Here is a 2,646-nt window from a genome sequence, read left to right on the forward strand (position 1 = left end):
ACTTTCTTGGCATTAGCAGCAGTGCTTTTGAGAGCTTTCATTCTTTTAGCCGCTTCTTTAGCGCCACTTTTGGACATGAATTGAGATGTTACGCGCTTAACCTTTTTAGCTTCGAGTAACATCTTTCCCGGCTGACCATTAGCATATTTAGATAGTTTATATGCTCTTAAAGCACTAGGGGATATCTGCTGAGAGACTACCATGATTACTCATTTACAAAAAAGTCAATAATTGCTGAGAAAATGCCTTGCGATTGATTAGCGGTTTCAGTGTGTTCTGTAGCAGCGTCTAGTAAATCTTTGAGATCGTCGATAATCTCCTTGACTACTCCACCTAGTTCTAAGACATCGTTTTCTAATTTCTCTACCCGCCTCTCTAGCCCATTGTCGCTGTTATTGTTGCCAGAGTTAGAGTTACGCTCAAGATTTTTTAGTCGCTTATCTAATCCACTAAGGTTACTGTTTAGTTTGCCTATTGCAGTATTTAAAGCAATAAGCCCCGCGTCAATATCCTTACAAACTTCTGCCATTTACGCGCCTACCTTATTAGCAATATTTTTCAGGCGATCGCCTGTTTGTTTGCACGGAATACAGCAATAGCCTGGGTATTTTTTATGAGTGCATTTGTGGCTACCTTCAGGGCAATCATTATCGCAATAAACTTTGTAATCATTGCAACTCTCAACAGTTATATTTCTCCCACTTACTACTAAATTAGTCCCCTGACATGAAACTTCTATAGGAGTATTATCAAAAATATATTCCACACCAGAAACTAGTATTTTAGCTTTACCTTTTCCCTGACAATAAAAAGTTGATGCTATTAGACAACTATTGCAACTTCCCTGTGCCGTCGCACCGTTTAGCCATGTGTCGATTTCACTTTGGCTATTTAAAGGAGTAATACTAATAGGAGTTCCGCCGTAATCATCCCCGGCAAGATTAACTCCGTTATCTGAAGGATAAGAATAATTACCACCATAGACAGGATTTGGAGTCCACCCTGGATTCACAGCGCAAGCAATAAACCAAACATCGTTGTTGAGTCCATCTTTACTCCTCCAGCCGTAACATTTTTTCATTTTAGTTAGGTATAAATTCTCCGTAAAGTTCTATTTCGCCCAAACAGAAATAATTTGAATTCGATGAATCAAGCCCATTTTGCAATAGCTGGAAATATGAATATGCTGTTGTACTAATGACAGGCAGAGAAAGCCATTGAGACACAGAATTTAAGGCTGTATTGTTAGATTGAGTATCTAAAATATCCCAGTTAGTACCATCGTTGCTAGCCTTCAATATCCAATTTCTGGGATAGTAATCTGTATTATTGGCTCTAGTTTTTATTGAGTAATAATTACATTTAAGCTTCCCCACTTGAATGTAAAAGCTTGCCCAGCTATTTGCTACCGCAGCGCTAAACCACTCGCTATTCTCTCTATCAACCAAAGATATTGGATTTCCTGATTCGGTAGAGCTTGCCGTTACTATCAAATTATTCCCTGATGGACTTGACCACGCTGTAGTCGCTTTGTTTGTGCCTAGATAATAAAATAATCCGTTCCTATCTCCATTTGATGAAAAGACAAGATTAGCTATATTGCTGCTAGGAACTAAGCCAGCAAATAAGTCAGCCTTTGTAATTCTATAGGTTTCTCCTGTATCGGGACTTTGCATTATTAAATAATCAGAGTCCTCGGCAACAGTCTTAACCACTGCAATATCTTTAATCTGTTTGAACATAGCTTTCGATAACAATTGTCTCTGTTAGATAAATTTGGCCATTTCGCTCTTTAGCGTAGGCATCCCAGCGAAACATTTCTAGCAGTTCATACAACTGACGATTGTCGTATCCAATTGGAGCGCTATTTTCATCAGTGATAATATTGCCGTTTTCGTCTATTAGATATCCTTGAAAAGCATTTAGTGCTTGCAATAAGATTGCTACTAATAATTCTTCAGCACGATTATTTGCTGTGGCAGTTAGTCCAACTGCCGATAAATCTGATTTTTTAATAATCAGTTCATCGACAGTTTGCACAGCATTAACACCAAATAATTCAAGGAATGTTAATGTCTGCATTTTTTAAAAGTCGTCGGGGTCGATAACGTTTGCACCTTCTAATAATTTATCGACCTCGATACTGATTGTATTTCTGAGGTAGATACCATTGTTTCGAGTAGTAATGCTGGGACTGAATCCGTCCGTGAGCGCAATCGATTGGTCTATGTTTGTCTCCCTAGCATCTTCCGTTAGCGCTGTCTGAGCTTTCAAATTAATAGCCACTAGTAAAGATTCAGCAGAGTTGTTTGCATCGGCAGTTAATCCGACTCCCGATAAATCCGATTTTTTGATAACTAGGTCAGTGGATGTTTGAGTAGCGTTGGCACCGAATACGGCAGTAAGTGATGGTTCAGCCATGAAATCCAGATTTATTTAATGAGGTGAATAAATCCGTTGTATGGCTTAATCAAATTTGTGTAAATGTTCCACTTTTATGTAGAAGTGGAACATTCACTGATGCCGTGTATCCTTTGCTGGGAATAGGATTGAGCGAATATTTACGGTTAGTGAATATTTAGGTAATTCCACTTTCACCTCTGAACCAGGTAAAAGCGGAACACACGAAGTTTATTTTTATATATG

General features: G+C 38.5%; 6 protein-coding genes. All 6 read right to left on the bottom strand.

Features of this window, described 5'->3' with window-relative positions; all coding sequences use genetic code 11:
* Nucleotides 1-203: hypothetical protein (locus AC1F2U_RS34530; protein ID WP_480265240.1), on the bottom strand; the 203-nt coding region annotated here is incomplete at its 3' end.
* Between the two features lie 2 nt (nt 204-205).
* Entirely contained in the window at nt 206-529 is a 324-nt protein-coding gene (locus AC1F2U_RS34535) for a hypothetical protein (RefSeq protein ID WP_480265241.1), read from the bottom strand.
* Entirely contained in the window at nt 530-1,081 is a 552-nt protein-coding gene (locus AC1F2U_RS34540) for a hypothetical protein (protein WP_480265242.1), read from the bottom strand.
* A gap of 1 nt (nt 1,082) precedes the next feature.
* Complete coding sequence (locus AC1F2U_RS34545; RefSeq protein WP_480265243.1) at nt 1,083-1,742, bottom strand: hypothetical protein; 660 nt, start codon at nt 1,740-1,742, stop codon at nt 1,083-1,085.
* Nucleotides 1,726-2,082, bottom strand: coding sequence for a hypothetical protein (locus AC1F2U_RS34550; RefSeq protein WP_480265244.1), 357 nt, complete (start codon nt 2,080-2,082; stop codon nt 1,726-1,728). The genes AC1F2U_RS34545 and AC1F2U_RS34550 overlap by 17 nt, the downstream gene beginning before the upstream one ends.
* 3 nt (nt 2,083-2,085) lie before the next feature.
* Nucleotides 2,086-2,421 (bottom strand): hypothetical protein, encoded by a 336-nt coding sequence (locus tag AC1F2U_RS34555; protein WP_480265245.1) that lies wholly within the window; start codon nt 2,419-2,421, stop codon nt 2,086-2,088.
* Nucleotides 2,422-2,646: the final 225 nt, after the last annotated feature.

The organism is Nostoc sp. LEGE 12454, assembly GCF_056620565.1.

What these genes read in the sequence shown, in the direction of transcription:
- AC1F2U_RS34535 (WP_480265241.1), bottom strand. Translation starts at nt 529, where the DNA reads ATGGCAGAAGTTTGTAAGGATATTGACGCGGGGCTTATTGCTTTAAAT.
- AC1F2U_RS34540 (WP_480265242.1), bottom strand. Translation starts at nt 1,081, where the DNA reads ATGAAAAAATGTTACGGCTGGAGGAGTAAAGATGGACTCAACAACGAT.
- AC1F2U_RS34545 (WP_480265243.1), bottom strand. Translation starts at nt 1,742, where the DNA reads ATGTTCAAACAGATTAAAGATATTGCAGTGGTTAAGACTGTTGCCGAG.
- AC1F2U_RS34550 (WP_480265244.1), bottom strand. Translation starts at nt 2,082, where the DNA reads ATGCAGACATTAACATTCCTTGAATTATTTGGTGTTAATGCTGTGCAA.
- AC1F2U_RS34555 (WP_480265245.1), bottom strand. Translation starts at nt 2,421, where the DNA reads ATGGCTGAACCATCACTTACTGCCGTATTCGGTGCCAACGCTACTCAA.